The organism is Amycolatopsis sp. NPDC000009 (assembly GCF_055563465.1).
The window spans coordinates 100430-116076 of the sequence record NZ_JBVHDI010000024.1; the positions used below are offsets into that span (position 1 = coordinate 100430).

General features: G+C 67.9%; 16 protein-coding genes. 4 read left to right on the forward strand and 12 right to left on the reverse strand.

Annotated features, from left to right (window positions below; genetic code table 11):
- Positions 1–190 precede the first annotated feature (190 nt).
- Positions 191–1948: a 2-isopropylmalate synthase gene (gene leuA / locus ACZ3HL_RS38890; RefSeq protein ID WP_465536588.1), complete on the forward strand. Its 1758-nt coding sequence runs from the start codon at positions 191–193 to the stop codon at positions 1946–1948.
- A 193-nt stretch (positions 1949–2141) separates the two neighbouring features.
- Here leuA and ACZ3HL_RS38895 read toward each other — a convergent pair whose 3' ends face one another.
- Entirely contained in the window at positions 2142–2768 is a 627-nt protein-coding gene (locus tag ACZ3HL_RS38895; RefSeq protein ID WP_465536590.1) for a peroxiredoxin-like family protein, read from the reverse strand.
- Between the two features lie 58 nt (positions 2769–2826).
- Between ACZ3HL_RS38895 and ACZ3HL_RS38900 the strand changes: the two genes are divergently transcribed.
- Entirely contained in the window at positions 2827–3432 is a 606-nt protein-coding gene (locus ACZ3HL_RS38900; protein ID WP_465536592.1) for a TetR/AcrR family transcriptional regulator, read from the forward strand.
- Here ACZ3HL_RS38900 and ACZ3HL_RS38905 read toward each other — a convergent pair.
- Positions 3368–4327: a LysR family transcriptional regulator gene (locus ACZ3HL_RS38905; RefSeq protein ID WP_465410389.1), complete on the reverse strand. Its 960-nt coding sequence runs from the start codon at positions 4325–4327 to the stop codon at positions 3368–3370. The genes ACZ3HL_RS38900 and ACZ3HL_RS38905 overlap by 65 nt on opposite strands.
- Positions 4328–4414: 87 nt before the next feature.
- Between ACZ3HL_RS38905 and ACZ3HL_RS38910 the strand changes: the two genes are divergently transcribed.
- Positions 4415–5338, forward strand: coding sequence for an EamA family transporter (locus ACZ3HL_RS38910; protein WP_465536594.1), 924 nt, complete (start codon positions 4415–4417; stop codon positions 5336–5338).
- On the opposite strand, the gene erm is transcribed toward ACZ3HL_RS38910, so the two are convergent.
- Both erm and ACZ3HL_RS38920 read right to left on the reverse strand, forming a co-directional pair.
- A complete protein-coding gene (gene erm, locus ACZ3HL_RS38915) occupies positions 5241–5975 on the reverse strand; it encodes a 23S ribosomal RNA methyltransferase Erm (RefSeq protein ID WP_465536596.1) in 735 nt (244 codons plus the stop codon). The genes ACZ3HL_RS38910 and erm overlap by 98 nt on opposite strands.
- A 184-nt stretch (positions 5976–6159) precedes the next feature.
- A complete protein-coding gene (locus ACZ3HL_RS38920) occupies positions 6160–6858 on the reverse strand; it encodes an SDR family oxidoreductase (protein ID WP_465536598.1) in 699 nt (232 codons plus the stop codon).
- 87 nt (positions 6859–6945) lie between these two features.
- Here ACZ3HL_RS38920 and ACZ3HL_RS38925 point away from each other — a divergent pair, with 87 nt between their 5' ends.
- The gene (locus ACZ3HL_RS38925; RefSeq protein ID WP_465536600.1) at positions 6946–7509 is read left to right on the forward strand and encodes a CGNR zinc finger domain-containing protein; all 564 of its coding nucleotides are present in this window, start codon (positions 6946–6948) and stop codon (positions 7507–7509) included.
- Here ACZ3HL_RS38925 and ACZ3HL_RS38930 read toward each other — a convergent pair.
- From ACZ3HL_RS38930 to ACZ3HL_RS38965, 8 genes are all read right to left on the reverse strand, one after another.
- A complete protein-coding gene (locus tag ACZ3HL_RS38930; protein ID WP_465536602.1) occupies positions 7502–8143 on the reverse strand; it encodes an SDR family oxidoreductase in 642 nt (213 codons plus the stop codon). The genes ACZ3HL_RS38925 and ACZ3HL_RS38930 overlap by 8 nt on opposite strands.
- Before the next feature lie 305 nt (positions 8144–8448).
- The gene (locus tag ACZ3HL_RS38935; RefSeq protein WP_465536604.1) at positions 8449–9567 is read right to left on the reverse strand and encodes an ABC transporter ATP-binding protein; all 1119 of its coding nucleotides are present in this window, start codon (positions 9565–9567) and stop codon (positions 8449–8451) included.
- Positions 9564–10559 carry an ABC transporter ATP-binding protein gene (locus ACZ3HL_RS38940; RefSeq protein ID WP_465410381.1) on the reverse strand — a complete coding sequence of 332 codons (996 nt, stop codon included), beginning with the start codon at positions 10557–10559 and terminating at the stop codon, positions 9564–9566. The genes ACZ3HL_RS38935 and ACZ3HL_RS38940 overlap by 4 nt, the downstream gene beginning before the upstream one ends.
- Positions 10560–10566: 7 nt before the next feature.
- Complete coding sequence (locus tag ACZ3HL_RS38945; protein WP_126737230.1) at positions 10567–11502, reverse strand: ABC transporter permease; 936 nt, start codon at positions 11500–11502, stop codon at positions 10567–10569.
- Complete coding sequence (locus ACZ3HL_RS38950) at positions 11499–12500, reverse strand: ABC transporter permease (protein WP_063275656.1); 1002 nt, start codon at positions 12498–12500, stop codon at positions 11499–11501. The genes ACZ3HL_RS38945 and ACZ3HL_RS38950 overlap by 4 nt, the downstream gene beginning before the upstream one ends.
- A gap of 138 nt (positions 12501–12638) precedes the next feature.
- Positions 12639–14312 carry an ABC transporter substrate-binding protein gene (locus ACZ3HL_RS38955; RefSeq protein WP_465410380.1) on the reverse strand — a complete coding sequence of 558 codons (1674 nt, stop codon included), beginning with the start codon at positions 14310–14312 and terminating at the stop codon, positions 12639–12641.
- Between the two features lie 351 nt (positions 14313–14663).
- Positions 14664–15179 carry a uridine kinase family protein gene (locus tag ACZ3HL_RS38960; protein WP_465411186.1) on the reverse strand — a complete coding sequence of 172 codons (516 nt, stop codon included), beginning with the start codon at positions 15177–15179 and terminating at the stop codon, positions 14664–14666.
- A gap of 29 nt (positions 15180–15208) precedes the next feature.
- Entirely contained in the window at positions 15209–15646 is a 438-nt protein-coding gene (locus ACZ3HL_RS38965) for a DUF2304 domain-containing protein (protein WP_192742615.1), read from the reverse strand.
- Between the last annotated feature and the right edge of the window lies 1 nt (position 15647).

A 15647-nucleotide genomic window follows, 5' to 3' on the forward strand; every position in this document is an offset into this window, starting at 1 on the left:
TGGGCGCCACTTGAGTCACGGTTCGATCGCGGCCCGGGTTTCCTTTCGGGAGATCGCGCGGTTAAGGTGGCGTCGTGGCTCGAGCTCTCCTGCTTCGCTGCCGCGACGGGGCCTGATCGGACCGGCTCCCCGTCGCGGGGCTTCGTGGTGCCGGTCGTCGCACCCGATTCTTCAGGAGAACCCTCCCCTCATGAGCATCCGCAAGCCCACCCGTCCTGCCCCTTCCGAGCAGCCTTCGTGGAACACCCAGCGCGGCACTTCGATGCCGGTACACCGCTATCGCCCCTGGTACGACCTGGTCGAGGACATCTCGCTGCCCGACCGCACCTGGCCGGACAAGCGCATCGACACCGCGCCGCTGTGGTGCGCCGTCGACCTGCGTGACGGCAACCAGGCCCTGATCGACCCGATGTCGCCCGCGCGCAAGCGCAAGTTCTTCGACCTGCTGGTCCGCATGGGCTACAAGGAGATCGAGGTCGGCTTCCCGGCGGCGTCGCAGACGGACTTCGACTTCGTCCGCGAGATCATCGACGAGGGCGCCATCCCGGACGACGTCAGCATCCAGGTGCTGACCCAGTGCCGTCCGGAGCTGATCGAGCGCACCTTCAAGGCGCTCGAAGGCGCGCCGCGCGCGATCGTCCACATCTACAACTCGACCTCGATCCTGCAGCGTCGCGTCGTGTTCCGTGAGGAGCGCATCGGCATCACGAAGATCGCTTCGCAGGCCGCCGAGCTGGTCGTCGACTACGCCGCGAAGCAGCCGGACACCGACTTCCGGTTCCAGTACTCGCCGGAGTCCTACACCGGCACCGAGCTGTCGTACGCGCTCGAGGTCTGCAACACCATCACCGACATCTGGCAGCCGACGCCGGGCAAGCCGGTGATCCTGAACCTGCCCGCGACCGTCGAGATGGCGTCGCCGAACGTCTACGCCGACTCGATCGAGTGGATGCACCGCAACCTGGAGCGCCGCGATTCGGTGATCCTGTCGCTGCACCCGCACAACGACCGCGGCACCGGCATCGCCGCCGCCGAGCTGGGCTTCCAGGCGGGTGCGGACCGGATCGAAGGCTGCCTGTTCGGCAACGGCGAGCGCACGGGCAACGTCGACCTGGTCGCGCTGGGCATGAACCTGTACAGCCAGGGCGTCGACCCGCAGATCGACTTCTCCGACATGGACGAGATCAAGCGGACCGTCGAATACTGCAACCAGCTGGCGGTGCACGAACGCAGCCCGTGGGCAGGCGACCTGGTGTTCACCGCGTTCTCCGGCAGCCACCAGGACGCGATCAACAAGGGTCTCGACGCGCTGAAGGCCGCCGCCGACAAGGTGGGGACGCCCGTCGACGAGCACCCGTGGGAGGTCCCGTACCTGCCGATCGACCCGAAGGACATCGGCCGCAACTACGAGGCCGTGATCCGGGTCAACTCGCAGTCCGGCAAGGGCGGCGTCGCCTACATCATGAAGGCCGAGCACCAGCTGGACCTGCCGCGGCGCCTGCAGATCGAGTTCTCGAAGGTCGTCCAGCGGCACACCGACACCGAGGGCGGCGAGGTCGACCCGACCACGATGTGGAACGCGTTCTCGGCCGAGTACCTGGAGCTGAAGACGCCGCTGGAGCTGGTGCGCCAGCACGTCAGGGACAACGGCGACGGCGAGTACGACATCACCGCCACCGTGCGGGTCGAAGGTGACGAGCACGAGGTCACCGGCCGCGGGAACGGCCCGATCGCGGCGTTCTTCGACGCGCTGTCGACCGTCGGCTTCGACCTGCGGCTGCTGGACTACAGCGAGCACACGCTCTCGCCGGGCGACGACGCTCGGGCCGCGTCGTACATCGAGTGCGCGATCTCCGACCGGGTGTACTGGGGCATCGGGATCGACCCGTCGATCGTGACCGCTTCGCTGCGGGCCGTCGTCTCGGCCGTGAACCGGGCTAACCGGTAGGTTTCGGCGTTCCGTGAAGGCCTCCTTCACTACCTTGAGGGTAGGGAAGGGGGCCTTCACGGCTTTTCAGGCTTTGCCGTAACTCGCGTGTCTGAAGGCGTATCTTGCGTGCTTGGAGCCGGATCGCCTTCAATCACGTGAGTTACGCGTCCAATCACGTGAGTTACGCCTGAAGGGCCGCGGAAGGTGGCGGTTACAGGGCTTTCACGGCGACCAGGACGTCGGCCGGGTCGGTGCGCGTGGTGTAGTCCGGGTGCACGTCGATGTACCGGATGACGCCCTCGCCGTCCACGACCAGGACGGTCGGATACGGCAGTTCCCATTCCGCCGCCCCGTTGATCTTCTCGACGTCGCCGATGAGCGTGTCGAATGCCGGCTTCGTCTCCGGAGCCAGCCGGAACGTGATGCCGAGCGCGCGGCCGAGCTCGTTGTCCACATCGGACAGAACGGCGAACTCCAGCTCCTTTGCGGACAGTGACCCGTCCGGCAGCTGCGGGCTGATCGCGACCAGCTTCACGCCGAGGTTCTCCAGCTCCGGCAACAGTTCCTGCTGATACGTGCGCAGGGCCAGATTGCAGTACGGACACCATGTGCCGCGGTAGAACACCACGACCGCGGGCCCGTCCGCGACCCGGACCCGCTCGCCTCCGGCGTCCGGCAGCGCGAGGTCCGGCATCGGCGTCCCCGGCTTCGCGGCCGCCTCGGCGACCACCCCCAGGAACGTTTCCCGGTCGGCCTTGAGCACCTCGGCGACCTCGGCCGGAACGTGACTCGCGACGGACTCCCGCAGCTCGGCGAGGTCGGTGTTGAGATCCCCCATGGTCAGCTCCTTCGGTTGTACTGATTGGTACAGTGAGACCGACTGTACTATTCGGTACATGAGTGGTCAACCGGCGAAGACCCCGCAGGGGCGGATGACGAGGGACGCGATCGTCGACGCGGCGGCCGAGCTGATGTACGTCAACGGCGTCGCCGGGACGAGCGTCGACAAGGTGCTCGCGGCGAGCGGCGCCGGGAAATCGCAGATGTACCACTACTTCAAGAACAAGGATCAGCTCGTCGAGGCGGTCATCGTCCGCTTCCTCGAGAACATCCTCGGCAATCAGCCGACCATCTTCGAACTGCACGACTGGGCCGATTTCGACCGGTGGGCGAGCGAGATCCTCGCCATCCAGACCACGCCCAAGGGCCCGATCGCCTGCCCGCTGGGCAACCTCACCGGCGAACTCGGCGACGATCCCAAGATGGCGCCACTGCTGGACAAGGCCTACCGCGAATGGGAGTCACATCTCCAGCGCGGGCTGGAATCGTTGCGGGAACAGGGAAAACTCGCCGCGGACGCCGACCCGGCGAGGCTCGCGCAGGCCGCGATGACCTGTGTGCAGGGCGGCCTGCTGATGGCCCACCTGCGCCATGACGTCACGCCGATCGCCGACGCGCTCGAGATCGCGTTGGACCACCTGAAGAGTCACGCTCGCCCGTGAGCGCCGCGACCTCGTCGGCGAGCGCGTCGAGCACCTTCGCCACCGCCGGCCGGGAAGACGCCCCGAGCCGGCAGACCGCTTCCACGTGCCGCGCCGCCTTGATCCCGGCGAGCGGGCGGCAGACGAGGCCGCTGCCGCGCCGAGTGTCCATTGTGTACCGGGGCAGCAGCGCGATCCCGTGCCCGGCGGCGACGAGCCGTTCGGTGATGCGGAAATCGTTGATGCGCTGGACGACCTGCGGGCGCACCCCGGTGCGGATGATCAGCGACTGCAGGATGTCGTCCACCGGGAATCCCGCGTTGACGCTGATCCAGCGTTCGTCGGCCAGCTCGGCCAGCTCGATGCGGCGCCGCTTCGCGAGCCGGTGGCCCGCGGGGAGCGCGACGTCGAGCGGCTCGCGCAACAGATGCCGCGTCTCCAGCCGGTCCGAGCCGAGCGACGGCGCGTGCTCGTCCCGGTGCGCCACCACGATGTCGTAATCCGCGACGAGCCCGGGGACCTCCGGCGGGGTCATGTCGACGTCGCGCACGATGACGTCCAGCCCGTCGAACTCCGCCGTCCGGTGCAGTAGCCCTGGCAGCAGCATCAACCCGGCCGACTGGAAGATCGCCACCCGGACGCTGCCACGCGGGGCGCTGCGGTAAGTGTCCAATTCGGACTCCGCGCGTTCGAGCGCGGCGAGGACGTCGTCCGCGCGGGCGACCAGCGCGCGGCCCGCGTCGGTCAGCCGCAAGCCTCTCCCGGCAGGTTCGGTCAGCGCGAGACCGACGTCACTCTGCAGGGCGCGCAGCTGCTGGGAAACCGCGGACGGCGTGCAGTGCAACGCCTTCGCGGCCGCCGTCACGCTGCCGCGATCGGCGAATTCCCGCAGGGTCCGCAACCGGCCGATGTCCATACCGCCAGCATATGTGAAGCCGAACTGAACGATCGCTGCAAATATTCTCGCTGGTCCTAAAGGGTCACACCACGTAAGAGTGAAGACATGCCCGCCCGCGATCGTCTGCTCGCCCTGCTCGTCGCCGTCCTCTGGGGCTGCAACTTCCTCGCCATCCACGCCACCCTCGGCCAGTTCCCGCCCGTCTTCGCCGGCGGGCTGCGCTTCGCGGTCATCGCGATCCCGACGATCCTGTTCGTGCCGTGGCCGAAGGTGAAGATCCGCCACCTGCTCGGCTACGGGCTGGGCTTCGGCACCGGGCAGTTCGTGTTCCTGTTCATCGCGATGGACACCGGCATGCCGACCGGGCTCGCGTCGCTGGTGCTGCAGGCGTCGGCGCCGTTCACCGTCCTGCTCGGTGCCGTCTTCCTGCGTGAACGCGTGACCGGGCGGCAGCTCACCGGCATCCTGCTCGCCGTCGCCGGGATGGCGACGATCGCCTGGCAGCAGGCCGGGAACGCCGCCCTGCTGCCGGTGATCCTGACCCTGCTCGGCGCCCTGAGCTGGGCGTTCGGCAACCTGAGCACCCGCCAGGCGGCACCGGACAACCCACTGAACTTCGTCCTCTGGATGTCCGTGGTGCCGCCGCTGCCGATGTTCGCGCTGTCGCTGGTCATGGAGGGCCCGGGCGAGATCGGGCACTCGCTGAGCACGCTCGGCACCACCACCGGGCTGATCGGCCTCGGCGGACTCGCCTACGTCGTGCTGTTCGGCACCATCGTCGGCTCCGGGATCTGGACGTCGCTGATGCGCCGCAACCCGGCGGGCGTGGTCGCGCCGTTCTCGCTGCTGGTGCCGGTGGTCGGGCTGTCCATGGCGTTCCTGGTCCTCGACGAACGTCCCTCACTGGTGGAGATCCTCGCGGCGGCCGTGGTCATCGGCGGTGTCCTGTTCGGTTCGACGAAGCGCCGCGTCCGCGAGCCGGACTTCCTGGCCGAAGCCGAAACGCCTCAGCCCACTGGTGTGCGGTGAGGCGTTTGGGCACGATCTCCTTGCCGGGACGGGTGAATACCCGCCGCACGAAATCCTGGTAACGCGAGCGATCCGCGTCTTGGACGAGCGGACGTTCGCGGCGGGTCACGACGAGCAGACCGCCGTCGACGCCGGGCCTCGGGCGGAACGCCGCCGCGGGCACCCGGCCGGTCAGCCGGAAGTCGAACCACGGCCACCACTGCGCGGTCATCATGGTCGCGCCGCCGACCCCGGCGCGGCGGCGCGCCACCTCCCACTGCATGAGCAACACCGCGTCCGTCCAACCGGGAGCCGCGAGGACGTGGCGCAGCGTCGCGGTGGTGAGGTGGAACGGCAGATTGCCGACCAGGACGTGTGGCGTCTTCGGCAAGGGGAACCGCAGGTAGTCCGCGGTGACGATCTCCGTGGCCGCCCGGACGCGGCGCGCGAGCCTGGCGGCGCGACGGTCGTCGATCTCGATGCCGGTCAGTGGCCTGCCGAGCCGTTCCAGTGGGAGGGTGAGCGCGCCGTCGCCGGTGCCGAATTCGATGATCGGCCCGTCCGTGCCGTCGACGAGCTTCACGACGGTTTCGATGATGTTCCGGTCGATGAGGAAGTTCTGGCCGAGTTCATGACGGCCAGGACGCTGTGTGCGCAAGGGATCTCCGCGGCTTCGAGGGGAGCCGGGCAGCACGAGGCAGGCCCGGCGATGACTCGCTCGGGCGGCGGTTCCTTGCTGGAGCGCTGGGGATCCGCCGCTAGGCGCGGCGGGTCCTGGTGAACGCGGAAGCACACATGGCGGCGAAACTACCTCGGGCGCGAAGCCGGACGCCAATCGTTTTCTACGCGCCGATCCGGCTCGTGCCGAGATGCTCGACCGGGCCGGACAGCGCGGCCTTGACGTGCCGGGTGATGTCGTCGGTGAGCACCTCGGTCTCGCCCTTCGCCAGCCCGTCGACGACCTGACGGGCGACGTCGCGCGGGTCGTTCTTGGGGACGTCGAGCCCCTGGGTCATGTCGGTGTCGGTGTAGCCGAGATGGACGCCGACGACGTGGGTGCCCTGTTCGGCGAACTCGATGCGGAGCGAATTGGTGAGCGACCAGAAGGCCGCCTTTGACGCGCCGTAGGAACCCGAGCCCGCCGCCCACGACAGGACCGAGTGCACGTTGACCAGGGCACCACCGTTCTCGAGCTGCGGCGCAAACGCTTGCGCGATCCGCAGCGCGCCGAAGACGTTCGTCTCGAAGACCGGACGGTGCGCGTCGACGCCCTCGGTCAACAGCGAACCGAGGCCGAGGGCGCCCGCGTTGTTGAAGACGATCGTGGCGTCGCCCGCCTTCTCCGCCAGCGCGCGGACGGAGTCCGGATCGGTGACGTCGAGCGGGAGCGGGACGATCCGCGGGTCGGTCTCCGCCCGCGGCGACCTGGCGGTCGCGTAGACCTTGGCGGCGCCGCGGTCGAGCAGTTCGGCGACGAACGCCTTGCCGAGTCCGCGCTGTCCGCCGGTGACCAGCGCGACGGCGCCTTCGATGAAGGTCATGACTTGCTCCCTTGACAGAAGTGTTCGAGGTTTGCCTCTGTCGTCAGCATGGCGACGCCAGCCGACAGAGTCAAGTACGCTTGACCTATGTCATGGACCGCGACGGACCGGTACCGGTTACGCACCGCCCCCTCGGGGCTGGCGCTCGTTCAGGACTTCCTCAACACGAAGGCGATCAAGACCTACGGCCTCGACCTGCTGAGCGACGCCGACCTGACGCGGCCTTGGGCCGCCGAGGCACTGGCGGAATGGTCGCGCGCCCGGGACGCGGAGGTACCCGAGGTCACGCTGGGGCCGGGTGATCTCCGCGCGCTTCGCGACCTGCGCGAGTCGTTCGTTTCGCTCGTGGACGGCGGGGACGCGGACTTCGGCAGACCGGTCAAGGCGGATCTGACGCTGCGGGACGGCGTCGTCCGCCTGTTCCCGTCCGGCACCGGACGGCAGTGGCTCGCGTCGGCGCTGTGGACGGAGACGCTGCTCGCCCAGCAGGCCGGGATCTGGCCGCGGCTGAAACTGTGCCGTCTCGACGGCTGCCGCTCGGCCTTCTACGACGTCTCGCGCAACAACAGCGGGGTCTGGCACGACGTGCGCACCTGCGGGAACGTCGCGAACCTGCGGGCGGCGCGGGAGCGGAAGAAAGCGCTCAGCTGAACGAAGCCAGCGCCGAGGGGATCGGGATCTCACCGCCGATGACGTCGAAACCCTGGTTCTCGGTGAGCGGCTCTTCCAGCGTGGCGACCAGGACGGCGGCGACGTCCGCGCGGGAGACGTGCCCCGGTTCGAGGTGACCGCCGAGTTTGACGCGGCCGGTGGGCTGGTCGTCGGTGAGCGTGCCGGGCCGGACGATCGTCCAGTTCAGGCTGGAGCGCTGGAGAACGCTGTCGGAGATCTGCTTCGCCATCAAGATCGACCGCACCAGGCGATCGCCCTGATCCGGCGAATCCGCGAACTGCGCGGAAAGCTGCACGAACCGCGAGACCCCCGCCTTCTCGGCGGCGCGGATCGCGGTGATCACCCCGTCGCGGTCGACGAGGTCGACCGAGGCCTGGTCGGGATCGGGTGCGCCGATCGCGCTGATCACCACCTCGGAACCGGCCAGCGCCTCGACGAGGTCTTCCGCGTCGGCGGTGACGTCCGCGACCACGGTTTCGGCCCCGAGACCGGCGACCTCCTCGGCGCGGCGACGGCTGCGCAGCCCCGCCCGCACCTGATGGCCCCGCCCCCGCAGAAGCCGGACCACGTGGATCCCCGTCCGTCCCGACGCACCCAGCACTGTGACCCGCATGACACGAGTCTGCCCGAAGACGGCCTCCCGCGCCTTCCCGCATTCAGTCCTCTGAATGCGGGAAGGCTTCGCGCCCTCACCCCCGCATTTAGTCCTCTAAATGCGGGGAGGTTGGCGTCCTCGCCGACGGGCCGCGTGTTGCGAAAGCCACTTTCGCAACGTTGAAGGTTGCGAAAGTGGCTTTCGCAACGCGGCCGAGCGCGCCGACTGCACGCATTTAGAGGACTAACTGCGGCCGAGCGCGTGAAGGCCCCCTTCCCTCGGCTGAGCCGAGGGAAGGGGGCCTTCACGCGCTTCACAAAGGGCTAGAGGATCTCCGCCGCCGAGCCGACGTCCGGCAGGCCGCCGACGTCGGGGTTCAGCTCCCCGGCACCGACGAGTTCCGCCTTGACCTCGTGCGGTTTGATCCGCCCGTCGCGGATGTCCTCCGCGTAGTGGCAGGCGACCCGGTGCCCGGTGCCGATCTCCCGCAGCTGCGGGCGGTCGGTGTCGCACAGGCTCTGCTGCTTCCACGGGCACCGCGTGTGGAACCGGCAGCCGGACGGCGGCCGCGCCGGCGAAGGCAGGTCACCGGCGAGCAGGATCTGCTCCCGGTTGTCCTCCACCGTCGGGTCCGGCACGGGGATCGCCGAAAGCAGCGCCCGTGTGTACGGGTGCAGCGGGTTCTCGTACAGCGTGTCGGCGTCGGCCTCTTCGACCAGCGAGCCGAGGTACATCACGCCGATGCGGTCGGAGATGTGCCGCACCACCGCGAGGTCGTGCGCGATCACCAGATAGGTGAGCCCGAGCTTCTCCTGCAGGTCCTCCAGGAGGTTGACCACCTGCGCCTGCACCGAGACGTCCAGCGCGGACACCGGTTCGTCGGCGACGATCAGGTCCGGCTCGACCGCGAGCGCCCGCGCGATACCGATGCGCTGACGCTGACCGCCCGAGAACTCGTGCGGGTACTTCCGCAGCGAGGACTCCGGAAGTCCCACGGCGGCAAGGAGTTCGCGTAGCCGCTTGGCCGTCGCCTCCTTGTCCTTGTCGAGGCCGTGCGCCCTCATCCCTTCGGTCAGAATGGATTCCACCGACTGCCGGGGGTCCAAAGAGGACATCGGGTCCTGGAACACCATCTGCATCCGGCGGCGCGCCTTGCGCAGTTCCTCGCCCTTGAGCCCGGCCACGTCGGTGCCGTCGAAGACGACCTTGCCCGCGGTCAGCTCGGTCAGCCGGAGGATCGCCCTGCCCAATGTGGACTTCCCGCAACCGGATTCCCCGACCAGGCCGTAGGTCTCACCTTTGCGGATGGCCAGATCGACGCCGTCGACGGCGAACACGTGCCCGACCGTCTTGTCGATCACGATGCCGCGTTTGATCGGGAAGTGCACCTTGAGGTCGTCGACCTCCAGGAGCACTTCCTGCGGCGGAACCGTGTGCGTCATCGGACCCCTCCTTGTGCGGCCACGGCCGGGATCACCGGGTTGTGGCAGCGCAGCAGCCCGTTGCGGTCCGGGGTCAGCTGCGGTGAAACCTCCCGGCACACGCCGAGAGCGTTCGGGCAGCGGGGCGCGAAGGCGCAGCCACCGTCCCACGGGATGTTGTCGGCGACGGATCCCTTGATGGGGATCAGTTTCTCGCCGCGGCCCGCGTCGAGACGCGGGATCGAGGCGAGCAGGCCGTGCGTGTACGGATGCCGCGGCTCGGCGAACAGCGCGTGCCGCTCCGCCCGCTCGACGATCTTGCCGCCGTAGAGCACGTTCACCTGGTCGCAGAGACCGGCGACGACACCGAGGTCGTGCGTGATCATGATCAGCGCGGTCCCCGTGTCCTGCACCAGATCCCGCAGCAGCGCGAGGATCTGCGCCTGGATCGTCACGTCGAGCGCGGTGGTCGGCTCGTCGGCGATGAGCAGCCGGGGACGGCACGCCAGCGCGATCGCGATCAGCGCGCGCTGCCGCATCCCGCCGGAAAGCTGGTGCGGGTACTCGGAAAGCCGCCGCGTCGGGTCGGGAATGCCGACCTTGTCGAGCAGTTCCGCCGCCTCCACCGACGCCGCCTTGCGCGCCATCCCGCGGTGCCGCTCCAGCACCTCGGTGATCTGGAGCCCGATCGGGATGACGGGGTTCAGCGAGGACAGCGGGTCCTGGAACACCATGCCGAGGTCGCGACCCCGGCGGTCCCGCATCTCCTTGTCCGACAGGCGAAGCAGATCCGTGCCTTCGAACGACACCGAACCGCTGACCTGGTTGCCGCGTTTCGCGAGCAGCCGCATGATCGCCAGCGAGGTCACGGACTTGCCGCAACCGGACTCGCCGACGAGACCGACCGTCTGGCCGGGTTCGACGTCGAAACTGACCTCGTCCACCGCGGTGAACGGCTTCTCGCCGCGCCGGGAGAAAACGACCTTGAGGTCGCGTACTTCGAGGAGCGCCATCAGAAAATCACCGCCTGTTCTTCGGATCGAGGGCTTCCCGCAGGGACTCGCCGAGCAGCGTGAACCCGAGCGCGACGATGATGATCGCGATAGCCGGGTAGTACGCCAGCTCGGGGCGGATGTCGAGGAACTGCCGAGCGCTGCGGCTCAGCATGATGCCCCATTCCGCCCGGTTCGGGTCCGGGTCGCCGAGACCGAGGAACGACAGCGCCGCCGCCTCGAGGATCGCGGTCGCCAGGGTCAGCGTGGCCTGCACGATGACCGGGCCGAGCGAGTTCGGCAGCATGTGCCGCAACACGATCGCCCCGCGTTTGACGCCGAGCGACGTCGCCGCCAGCACGTGGTCGCTGTTTCTCTGCGCGAGCATCGAACCGCGCAGCAGCCGCGCGAAGATCGGCACGCTGACCATCGACACCGCGACGATCACCGTCCACTGGCTCGGCTTCTGGAACAGCGCGGCGACCGAGATCGCCAGCAGCAGCGACGGCACGGACAGCATGACGTCGACGAGCCGCATCAGCACGGTGTCGACCCAGCCGCCGAAGGCACCGGCGAGGCCACCGATGATCATGCCGACCACGACGCCGATGATCGTCGCGAGCACCCCGACGAGCAGCGTGTTCTGCGCGCCGACCAGCAACCGCGAAAGGTAGTCGCGGCCGAAGTCGTCGACACCGAGCGGGAATCCGGGCTGAGCGCCCGGGATGATGCCCTGGCCGAGGATGACCTGGCTCTGCAGATACCGCTCGTACGGATCCTTCGGCGCCAAGAGCGGCGCGAAGATCGCCACCAGCAGGAACAGGCCGGTGATCACGGCGCCGGTGATGGCCACCGGGCTCCGCATCATCCGGCGCAGCGCCTCGCCACCGAGGCTGTGCCCCTTCGCCGAGGATGCCGCAAGCCTGTCGATCGGCTCCTTTTTCTTGTTCAGCAAGGTGTTCATCGGACACGCACCCTCGGGTCGATGAGCCCGTACGAGATATCGACCAGCATGTTCACCAGCACGTAGACCAGCGCGCCGAACAGCAGCAGCGCCTGCAGACGTGGGTAGTCACGCCGTTCGATGCCTTCGGCGAGCAGGAAGCCGAGGCCGCGGAAGTTGAACACCCGCTCGGTCAGCACGGCGCCACCGAGCAGCGCACCGGTCTGGAGGCCGATGACGGTGACCACCGGAAGCAGACCGTTGCGGAGCACGTGACGGCGCCGCACGATCGGCTGGGTCAGGCCCTTCGAGTTGGCCGTGCGGATGAAGTCCTCGTTCAGTACGTCCAGCACCGAAGCACGGGTGATCCGGACGATGACCGCGAGCGGGATCGTGGCCAGCGCGAACGCCGGGAGGATCAGGTGGGTGAGCGCGTCCCAGGCGGCGTCCCATTCCTGGGTGATGATGCCGTCGAAGACCGCGAACCCGGTGACGGTGGTGGCGTCGAGACCGGCCATCTGACGGCCCTGCGAGGGAAGTCCCAGCGGGGCGGCCAGCAGGTCCTGCATCATGTAGCCGAGGAAGAACACCGGCACGGCGACGCCGACAAGGCTGAGCACGATGATGACGTTGTCGACGGCCCCGCCGCGGAACCGCGCGGACAGGTAACCGAAGGGGATGCCGAGACCCACCGCGATGAGCATCGCGCAGAAGCCGAGCTCGATCGTGGCGGGAAGGAAGTTCCCGATCTCCGACATGACCGGCTGGGCGGAGACCAGCGAGTTGCCGAAGTCGCCGGTGATCGCCCGGCCGAGGAACTTGAAGTACTGGACGAAGATCGGATCGTCGAGGCCGAGAAGCTTGTTCAGGTCGGCGATCTTCTCCGGGGTCGCCTTGTCGCCGAGGAGGGCGCCGGCGGGGCCGCCGGGAAGGGACCGGAGCCAGGCGAAGATCAAAATGGACAGGATCAAGAGCGTCGGTATCGCTTGTAGCAGCCGACGCACGAGAAAACGGAGCACGTGCGTTCCTTTGTTGCCAGCCCGGGAATGGACCACAGGGGGCGGGCGCGGTAGCGCCCACCCCCTGGTGGCTCACTTATTTAGCCTCGGGAGCGAAGCGACTCCGTTGAGGGCGGTGGTGGGGGCATGGATGGAGGATCAGTTGACCGTGACGGTGTAGAAGCGCTCGTCGGTCAGCGGGCTGGCCACCAGGCCCTTCACCTTCGGGCCGACGACGATCGCCGGGGGGCCGTAGGAGATCGGGATGGCGGGCAGGTATTCCATGATCTTCTGGTTCACTTCCTGGTACGCCTTGGTGTGCGCCTCACCGGAGGGCGCGGCGTCCGCGGCGGAGATGGCCGAGAACAGCTCCGGGTTGTCGAAGCCGAACTCCGGCTTCTCGCGACCGAAGAAGGTGCCGACGAAGTTACCGGCGTCGTTGTAGTCACCGGTCCAGCCGAGCAGGTGCACGTCGTGCTTGCCCGCCTTCTGGACGTCGTCCTTGTAGCCACCGTTCCACGGCTTGGCGATCGGCTCGACCTTGATGCCCATGGCCTTCATGTCCTCGGACAGCGAGGTGAAGATGTCGGCCGGGTTCGGCATGTACGGCCGGGTGACCTCGGTCGGGTAGTAGAACTTCAGGGTCATGCCCTCGGCGCCGGCTTCCCTCAGCAGGTCTTTCGCCTTCTGAAGGTTGTAGTCGTACTTGGTGACGTTCTCGTTGTAGCCGTCGATCGCCTTCGGCACGAACTGCGTCGCGGTCTCGGCGCCCTCGGGGAGCTTCGACTTCACGAACTGGTCGCGGTTGAGACCGTAGGCCAGCGCCTGGCGGACCTTGAGGTCCTTCAGCTTCGGGTTGTTCTTCTGGTTGATGCCCAGGTACAGGATGTTGAACGACGGGCGGATGAGCACCTGCTCGCCGTCGTTGCGCAGCAGGCCGTAGTCCGCGGGCGACGGGTAGTCGTAGCCCTGGATGTCGCCGGCCTTGAGCGCCTGCTTGCGGGCGTTCTCGTCCGGGATGACCTTGAAGACCAGCTTGTCGAGCTTGGCCGTCTGGGTCGGCGAGTCGGTGGCCTTGACCAGCGTGATCTCACCCTTGGCCTGGTCCCAGCTCTCGAACTTGAACGGGCCGGTGCCGGTCGGGTGCTTCAGCGCGTACTCCGGGTAGGAGAACGAGTCACCGCTCTGGGTGACGGCGTCGGCGTTGTACTTCTTCAGCGCTTCCGGGCTCTGGATCGAGAACGACGGGAGCGTGAAGGCGGCCGGGAAGGCACCCTTGGCCTTGTTCAGGTTCAGGACGGCGGTCGACTCGTCCTTGACCTGGCAGTCCTTGTAGACGGGGTCGCCGGAAGCGTCGCCCTCGTTCTTGGCGAAGCCCTCGAAGACGTCGCCGTAGTAGATCATCTGGCTCTGGGCGGCGGCGCCCTTCATGTTGTACATGCGGTCGAAGTTGAAGCAGACCGCTTCGGCGTTGAACGGGGTGCCGTCGTGGAACTTGACGCCCTTCTTCAGGGTGAAGGTCCAGGTCTTGCCTTCGTTGCTGCCTTCCCACTTGTCCGCCAGACCAGGCTCGAGGTCCGCGGTCCCCGGCTTGTTCATGATCAGCGTGTCCATCATCTGGCGGATGATGCGGAAGGTCTCACCGTCGTCGTTGAAGAGTGGGTCGAACGTCTTCGGGTTACCGGCGGCACCGAAGACCATGGTGCCTCCCGAGCCACCCCCTGCGCCTTCTTCACGCTTCGATTCGGCACAGGCGGAAATGGAGACCGCGAGTGCGCCGGCAAGCCCGATCAGGGCCACACGGCGTGCTCGGGTCACCCGCAGTTGCTGCATCTGGCACCCCTTGAGGAGATTTTCGGTGTTTTAGGCACCGTCCGGTCGGTCGGAAAGTCGAGCTCCACGGACGATCGGTGTGCCCGCCGACACTAGCGGGAACTCGGCCCGCACTTAAGCACGCGAGGTTACGATCGCGCTACACGACGGCCAATACGACCGCGAAGTGTCCGCAATTCCGGACGGAGTGTAATCAATTCCGGACCGTTAACGCGCAGAGTGCCGGGTCACTGACTCAAATGGGTGTCCACCACTACGACCAATGGGGCACAGGACAAAGGTGGACAAACACCGGCGGCGGTTGCGACATCGGTCCCGCCTCGTGAGTGGTAAGGACGGTTCTAACCGTCCTTACCACTCACGAGAGGTGACCACACGATCCGCCGCCGCCCTGGTCCCGTCGACGGCGAACCATCCGCGCTCGAACAGCTGCCAGCGCCGCAGTTCCGCCCGGGACTCCTCACCGTCACGCTCGACACCTCGGTCGAGACGTTCGGCCTCGCCGCCGCCGTCCAGCCAGGCCAGCAGGGACAACGAAGGCCGCATCCGCGCGCGGCCACTGGAAACGCCCTCCAGTACCAGCACTTCGGGGACCGGGATCTCGATCTCCTCACCCGGCAGTGGGACACCACTGGACCAGTCCACTCGCCGGTACCGGCCGGTCCGGCCCGCGCGCAGCGGTTCCAGGACCCCGGTTTCCAGCCGCGGCCACCACGAAACGGGTTCGTCCCAGGTGGCGAACTCGTCGGTGCTCACCAACGCCACCCGGACGCCTCGACCGGCCAGTTCGGCCACGATCTTCCCGGCCAGGGTGGACTTCCCGGAGCCGGAAGGGCCGTCGACGGCCAGCACGCGGACGGCACCCAGCCTCGGCGGGGCCGCGAGCAGGGCGTCGATCAGCGGGCGCGTGCGGGGCTCACTTCGGGGAGCCCTTTGACGTTGTCGGGCGCGGCCGTCCTGGCTTCGAGCGCGGCGACCCGTTCTTCCAGGTCGCGCTGGGCGTCGGCGAGTTCGCAGCGGAGCAGCGCGATCTCCTCGACGGAGGTCCGGACCTCTTCTTCGAGATGCCCGACCTCGGTCGACAGATGCAACGCGACCAGCGCCAGCACCACGCCGGCCATGAGGAATACGAAGTTCGACGGCGTCTGCACGCCGGTTATCCGTGCCATGAAGTCGGCGGCCTGCGGAACGAGGGCGAGCACGACCACGCCGACGGCGAGGACGAGCCAGACGCCCGCGTACTTTTCCCGCAGTTTCCGCCGCCGCATCATCTCGAGGACGACGAACAGCACGAGACAGGCGACGACGATGCTGAGAATGCGCCAGCCAGCCATA

Coding starts and splice junctions, on each gene's coding strand:
- ACZ3HL_RS38910 (WP_465536594.1), top strand. CDS start 4,415: ATGCCCGCCCGCGATCGTCTGCTCGCCCTGCTCGTCGCCGTCCTCTGG.
- ACZ3HL_RS38925 (WP_465536600.1), top strand. CDS start 6,946: ATGTCATGGACCGCGACGGACCGGTACCGGTTACGCACCGCCCCCTCG.
- ACZ3HL_RS38895 (WP_465536590.1), bottom strand. CDS start 2,768: ATGGGGGATCTCAACACCGACCTCGCCGAGCTGCGGGAGTCCGTCGCG.
- ACZ3HL_RS38920 (WP_465536598.1), bottom strand. CDS start 6,858: ATGACCTTCATCGAAGGCGCCGTCGCGCTGGTCACCGGCGGACAGCGC.
- ACZ3HL_RS38935 (WP_465536604.1), bottom strand. CDS start 9,567: ATGACGCACACGGTTCCGCCGCAGGAAGTGCTCCTGGAGGTCGACGAC.
- ACZ3HL_RS38965 (WP_192742615.1), bottom strand. CDS start 15,646: ATGGCTGGCTGGCGCATTCTCAGCATCGTCGTCGCCTGTCTCGTGCTG.
- ACZ3HL_RS38900 (WP_465536592.1), top strand. CDS start 2,827: ATGAGTGGTCAACCGGCGAAGACCCCGCAGGGGCGGATGACGAGGGAC.
- ACZ3HL_RS38945 (WP_126737230.1), bottom strand. CDS start 11,502: ATGAACACCTTGCTGAACAAGAAAAAGGAGCCGATCGACAGGCTTGCG.
- ACZ3HL_RS38905 (WP_465410389.1), bottom strand. CDS start 4,327: ATGGACATCGGCCGGTTGCGGACCCTGCGGGAATTCGCCGATCGCGGC.
- ACZ3HL_RS38955 (WP_465410380.1), bottom strand. CDS start 14,312: ATGCAGCAACTGCGGGTGACCCGAGCACGCCGTGTGGCCCTGATCGGG.
- ACZ3HL_RS38930 (WP_465536602.1), bottom strand. CDS start 8,143: ATGCGGGTCACAGTGCTGGGTGCGTCGGGACGGACGGGGATCCACGTG.
- ACZ3HL_RS38940 (WP_465410381.1), bottom strand. CDS start 10,559: ATGGCGCTCCTCGAAGTACGCGACCTCAAGGTCGTTTTCTCCCGGCGC.
- leuA (WP_465536588.1), top strand. CDS start 191: ATGAGCATCCGCAAGCCCACCCGTCCTGCCCCTTCCGAGCAGCCTTCG.